Consider the following 6318-nt stretch of genomic DNA (forward strand, 5'->3'; position numbering starts at 1 on the left):
GCTGCAACAGGTCCAATACCCATGATCTGAGGGTCAACACCTGCGAGTTCTCCGCCGATCCATGTTGCCATTGGCTTAACACCGAGCTCTTTGGCCTTTTCTTCGCTCATTACGATAATGGCAGCAGCGGCATCGTTGATACCTGAAGAGTTGGCAGCAGTTACAACACCGCCGTCTTTTTTGAAAGCAGGTTTAAGCTTGGAAATATTCTCAGCAGTAACGCCTGCACGTGGCCCTTCGTCTGTGTCGAATATTATTGTTTCTTTCTTTTTCTTAACTTCAACAGGAACTATTTCGTCCTTGAATTTGCCTTCAGCAATGGCTTTTTCAGCCTTCTGCTGACTCCATGCAGCGAACTCATCAAGCTGCTGCCTTGTAAGATTCCACTGCTCTGCGATATTTTCAGCTGTGATACCCATATGATAGTGATAGAATGCATCTGTAAGAGCATCAGTTATCATGGAATCTTCCATAGTTGCAGGACCCATACGATATCCAAAGCGGGCCTGTCTCAGAAGATAAGGTGCCATAGACATATTCTCCATACCACCGGCTACAATGATATCTGCATCGCCCATGGAGATGAGCTTTGCTGCAAGGTTAACACAGTGAAGACCTGATCCACAAAGGACGTTGATGGTAGTAGCAGGCACTTCTACAGGAATTCCTGCATTAACTGCTGACTGTCTTGCAGGATTCTGACCTAGACCTGCCTGTATTACGCAGCCCATATATACTTCATCAACCTGTTCAGGCTTAATACCTGTTCTCTTAAGTGCCTCTTTGATAACAACTGTTCCAAGCTCTGGAGCAGGTGTATTTGAAAGAGTTCCTCCCATTGTTCCTATTGCCGTACGGCATGCGCCGGCAAGTACAACCTTTCTTCCCATAAGTACCTCCAATATGTTTTATGCATCTTCCTTTGAAGAAGTAGAGTTAATACTACTAATAATAATTGTATTCTTGAAGTAAACCCATTTCAACCTTGATATTAAATATAGCAGATAAAAAAAGCTTATAAAAAAGAGACCACTTCATGGCAGGTGCCAGGAAATGGTCTCTTTGTAGTGTGCCTTATGGCGTATGTGTGATCTTAAGTTGTTATTGATTTATTCAAGAAGATACTTTCAAGAAATCATATATCATGCTTTCTTATCTTCTCGTGCCTGCATTTCGATTATGAAGATAACCATGCAACATGCAAGCATGATGATTACAAGATGTGATGCAATAGATGAGTTGTCACCTGTTGAAGCAAGTCTTGTTGAATCAATTGTATTATCATTGGTTTCAACATTTGGATCGTCTGTTCTTGATGCTCCAAGTACTTCGCTTTCATCAGTAGTCTGTGTGCTTGTAACTGTTGTATCTGCTGTATCTGATGAAGTTGTATCAGAGCTATCCTGTGATCCTGAAGCTGTTCCGGAATTTGATGACTGAGAGCTTGTGGACTCTTCGGAAGTAGCTGTAGTAGTTGTGGTAGCTGTAGTAGTTGTTGCTGTCTGCGTGCTTGAAGTACTATCTGTAGTTGCCTCTGAGCTTGATGAAGCATCAGAACTTGAGCTTGAATCTGATGAAGCATCAGAGCTTGAATCTGATGAAGCATCAGAACTTGAGTCTGAAGCTGCATTTGAGGCGTCCTTAGTAAGAGCAGCAGGTGTCCAGCCAAGAAGAGTTATATAATCAGAAACACCAAGATTAAGAGCTTCTTCTGTTTCGTATATTGTGCTGTTCTTATTACCATCAACTGTTCTTGTTTCCTGTGTTACAGCTACTCCGGAAACCATAGTATTGTATTCTTTGTAGTTTACATTATATGGTTGTACACCGCTCATAGAGTACCAGCCGGCATCATATATAGTAACATCGTCAGAAACAGTGGTGTTTTTAAAGGTAACCATTGCCTTGCTATCCCAAGGTCTTCCAAGGTAGCTTGCACCAATAGTCTTGCCTCCATCAGGAGCTGTTATAGTGCAGTTATCAAAGAGATATCCTAAAGTAGCACCTTCACCTCTTGCAGCTGTGATATATGCGTGTTTATTTGATCCATCGCTGTAACCTTCAAACTGAAGTTCACAATTTTCGAATAACCAGTCACCGTATCCGAAGATATAGTCAGTATTACCTGAAATGTGGCTGTTTATAAAATATCCTTTAGTACCACTTCCTGTGTAGAGTGTATCCTGGCTTCCTCTTACAGTTACATTGTAAAATTCTGCATCTGTAGCTTCTATTGCAAGAGCTGTTGCTCTTTCTGTTGCTTCTTTACTTGTAACATCGGTAGCTTTTGTTCTTTCAACACTTGTATTTATGCTATAACCATATGCTGAAGCATCAGGTGTTATTCCATCTTCTATCTCTTCGTCTGTAACATACAGGTTGAAGGAGTTTTCAAAGGTGATGCCATCTGCTTTAAAGCCTGTTGCACCGCTCTTTATATAAGTCGAAGCGCCCCATTTAGATACTATGTCTTTTGATGTCTTATTATAAGCTGCTTCTTCGCTGTAATAGCCGTCTGCTGCGCTGTAGTAGGTATATCCTATTCCGTAATACCATGTAAGAGTTACATCACCATCTGCTTTAAGGGTTACATTAGGTGTATCAATAATAATCTGTTCTCTGTAAGTGCCTGCATTAATGTTGACAGTTACTCTTTGGTTCGTATCTGCTCTTGTTGCTGCAATAGCATCTATAGCTTCCTGGACAGTTTCGAAATTGTAGTCTCTGTCATCAGTATATCCTACATATATATCTGTAGCATCCCCTACTGTTATGTCTGATTTTTCTTTGGCAAAATAGAGATCTCTTTCTGTATCTTCGCCGCTTACTGTAACTGTAGTAGAAGTAGCATAGTCTGAATTTGAAGATTCAACCTTATAGGTTCCGTCTCTTAAACTTATTTCATATCCGGCATTATCTTCAAGAATAGTAGCTTCGTATGAAGCTTTATCTTTAGTATTAATGAAAGTAAGTGTACCAAGGTTATCGCTTTCGCTTATACCTATAAACTTTCCGCTTACTTTATATGTTTTAATAAGTGAAGCTTCGAAATTAGCTTCTGTGGTATCGCTTGTAACAGTTATGGTGTTATCTGATATCTCATAATCAGGGCAATTTGACAGTGTTACTGTATATGTTACACCAGGTTCAAGAATTGCATCTTCGAAGGAACCATCACTTTTAAGGTTTACTGATGATACATTTTTATTAGAATCAGTAAATGTGATCTTTGAATTATACTTATCTATATAATTGTCTTCGATTCCTGACACTGTACCATTTACACTGACAGTATCTGCCTTTATGATCGTAATATCATGTGTTGCAGATGAACCAGAAACACTTGAAGTTTCATCTGTTACAGCATATCCGACAATTCCTGATACGCTTATGTTATAGGTCTTATCATTATCAACATAAACGGCATATTTATTGGTATTATAATTAATATCTGCAGTTACGATATCTGTATCATTTGAATCAGTACTTGTAAAAATAAGCTTATAGCCTTCAGAAAGTGATACACCATCTTCAAAGCTTATATTACCTGAAAGGACACTGGAACTTTCTTTTACAATCCTGTAAAAATCAGGCTTTCCGCCATTTGTGTTTTCAGCATAAATTGTGTAAGTGCCACTTTGAGTAGCTGTAAATGTATATATTCCCGGAGCACTGCCAGTAAGCTCAAAAGTTTCGTCCTGCTCACCATTTTCTGATCTGAAATGGGCTGTTTCAGAAGTTGATGTAGAAGATGAGCTGAATTTTACTCCCATGTAGATGGTGAAAGTATCACCTTCTTCTACATCTGATATAGTTATATATCTGCTTTGTGGACTACCATTTTTTACAGATGTCTTACCATTAGCATAGTAATAACCATAGGAGGTGTAGCCATCTTCAAAGGTATTGATTCCTTTTTTGTTTGAGGCTTCATATGTCTTACCTTCAACGCTTTCTTTGGTATAGAATCTGTCACCTTTACCCATATAAAGAGTAAGATTACCAAAAGATACGGAAGATTCTGAAGTTATGCTTGATGGATATTCTTTTCCATCACTATTTATATATGTTCCGATAGTACTTATATTGGAAATCTTATCTACTGTGATCATATCTGTAGCGTCGTCTATGCCGGATGCGTTACCACCAAAATCCCATACAGTAGTTTCTGATGATTCTACATCGTCAAGTGCTGATTTAGGATATGAGATAGAAATGCTATAAAGGAATACCTGACCTTCTGCAAGTAAAGTCACATAGCCATATCCTGAACCTGTATATTCATAGGTAGCACCTGATGAAAGCTTTGTACTACCATCAGCTAAGAAATAAGATCCGTTGTTATAATAGGTTACTGTAAGAGTACCTGCTCTGTTAAAAGGAACAACTATTAAAGTTGAGCCATTAACTATTGCATCATCAGTATCACCATTTTCTCTTGTCTCGAATTTACCTGTCGTAGCATCAATATATAGCTCTTTGTAAGTACCTGTAGATTTCTCAATATGTGTTGCGTTATCAGTATCGTAGGTAGTGAAATCCCAGGAAGAATTATCTACAGGATAGTTAAATTTGGATGAATAGTCTTTAGAAGTATCAGATTCATTTGTAGTATCTGTATTTAGTGATACAGAAAGACTTTTTAAATATGTATTATCTTCATTTATTGTAAGCTTTAATATTGCAGCTGATGAACCTGTATATTCATAGGTGTATGTGTAATTGTTTGACTCACCAGTAACGGTTGCTGCAAGATCTGTATCTCCATCACTAAGTGTAAATGTATAATTATTTTCGTATGAAATGATAGTGATAATAGAATTAGCTGGTACTGCAAAATATATTAGAGTTCCTGCGTTAAGTTGTGTCCAACTGCCATTCATAGAATTGAATTTGCCACCATTAGATGCATCTATATAGAGATTTTCATAAGAATATGTAGATCCCTCTACATGAGTATTTACACCATTTGTTGTAAAATCCCATGTTCTTTCTTCAGCCTTTGATATATCAACATATTCTGAAACGTCTGTATTTTCCTTAGTTGAGGATTCATCTGCTGAAGAATCTTTATCTGAAGCTGCTTTTGTAATGGAAGCAGAGTCATCAGATTCTTCTGTGTCGTCAGAGTCATCAGCTTCAGAGTCTTCTGATGAAGGACTATCTGATGCTTCAGCATCTGTATCATTATTCTCATTACTATCAGAAGTAAGATCTTTATTAGAGCTGTTGTCATTATTGCCAGAGTTTTCACCATTATCTGATTCATCATCAGAAGAATCGTTGTCTGATGACTTCTCTGAGCTGTCAGTAGAAGCTAAATCAGATGTGCTTGAATCATCTGAAATATTAGTAGTAGCTTCATTTTTGATCTCTTCACTTTCCTGAGCCATGCTGGTTACAACATTGCCACCAAGAAGTGTCATGCTAAGAAGCGCTGCGAGAATGAAACTTTGAATGCGCTTTTTGTTTGATTTGCCTTTCATAAATATACCTGCTTTTCCGGATTATAAAAATCCAAATATTACGTTTTGTGAAAGTCATTACATGCGTAAAGACGAGTCACGATGGCTATAATAGCAGATAGACAATCATTATTAGTATCATATTTTTAACTATTTTTGTAAGTACTTACAGTTTCCTATAAGGTGCGATTTTTACTGATAAAAAGCCTGGTTATTTATTGTTAAGTGCCTTTAATTAATTCGCATACAAAAATTTCCTTACTAATTGGCTAAGGCAATCAAATCGCAAGGGAAGTAACTTATTTATATGTGCGAAGTATGAGTTAATGAATCAAATTATCACAAGCTACTTATGATATAAAATCAAAATGACGATATTTATATATAAAATGATCAAGATAACTGCTGAATAGTTTAGCGCTCGATAGAAATTAAGATGTGCGTATCATTTTGGAGAAAATAAATGGATCAAAATGAAAGAAATCTTGGCAAAAACAGTGAATATGAAGAACTGCATAATACTGTTATTGTAAATGATCATCTCAATCCTATCAGGGTAATCATACCCTCTTTAATTATCATCAGTATAATAGCGATAATGTGTATATACACATATATCCAGAAAATAAATATTATTAAGGATGTTGAGCAGGTAACTAATCAGATGGCTGAATATATAGCCGGAAGTATATCCAATGAAATGGACTTTGCCAAGAGTAGTATCAAGCTTGCTTCACTTACTATTACTGAGTCTATGACATCTGAAGAGCTTGAAGACCCTGCAGCTATAATCATACCTATGATAGCTAATACACCATTTGGAGGAATTGAGTATATAAGAGCTGATGGTATG

The 6318-nt window shown here is 37.1% G+C and carries 3 protein-coding genes; 1 reads left to right on the plus strand and 2 read right to left on the minus strand.

Annotation, left to right across the window (positions count from 1 at the left end):
- Together K6G87_RS14400 and K6G87_RS14405 are read right to left on the minus strand one after the other, a co-directional pair.
- Positions 1-890: acetyl-CoA C-acyltransferase (locus K6G87_RS14400; RefSeq protein WP_296838742.1), on the minus strand; the 890-nt coding region annotated here is incomplete at its 3' end.
- A gap of 252 nt (positions 891-1142) precedes the next feature.
- Positions 1143-5486 carry a pectinesterase family protein gene (locus K6G87_RS14405; RefSeq protein WP_296838744.1) on the minus strand — a complete coding sequence of 1448 codons (4344 nt, stop codon included), beginning with the start codon at positions 5484-5486 and terminating at the stop codon, positions 1143-1145.
- A 442-nt stretch (positions 5487-5928) separates the two neighbouring features.
- Here K6G87_RS14405 and K6G87_RS14410 point away from each other — a divergent pair.
- Positions 5929-6318 (plus strand): hypothetical protein (locus K6G87_RS14410; RefSeq protein ID WP_296838748.1); only part of this gene is annotated, 390 nt, incomplete at its 3' end.

It is taken from the genome of Butyrivibrio sp. (assembly GCF_024699075.1).

Bases quoted from the DNA above. Each gene is read 5' to 3' on its own strand.
- K6G87_RS14405 (WP_296838744.1), bottom strand. From the start codon at position 5,486: ATGAAAGGCAAATCAAACAAAAAGCGCATTCAAAGTTTCATTCTCGCA.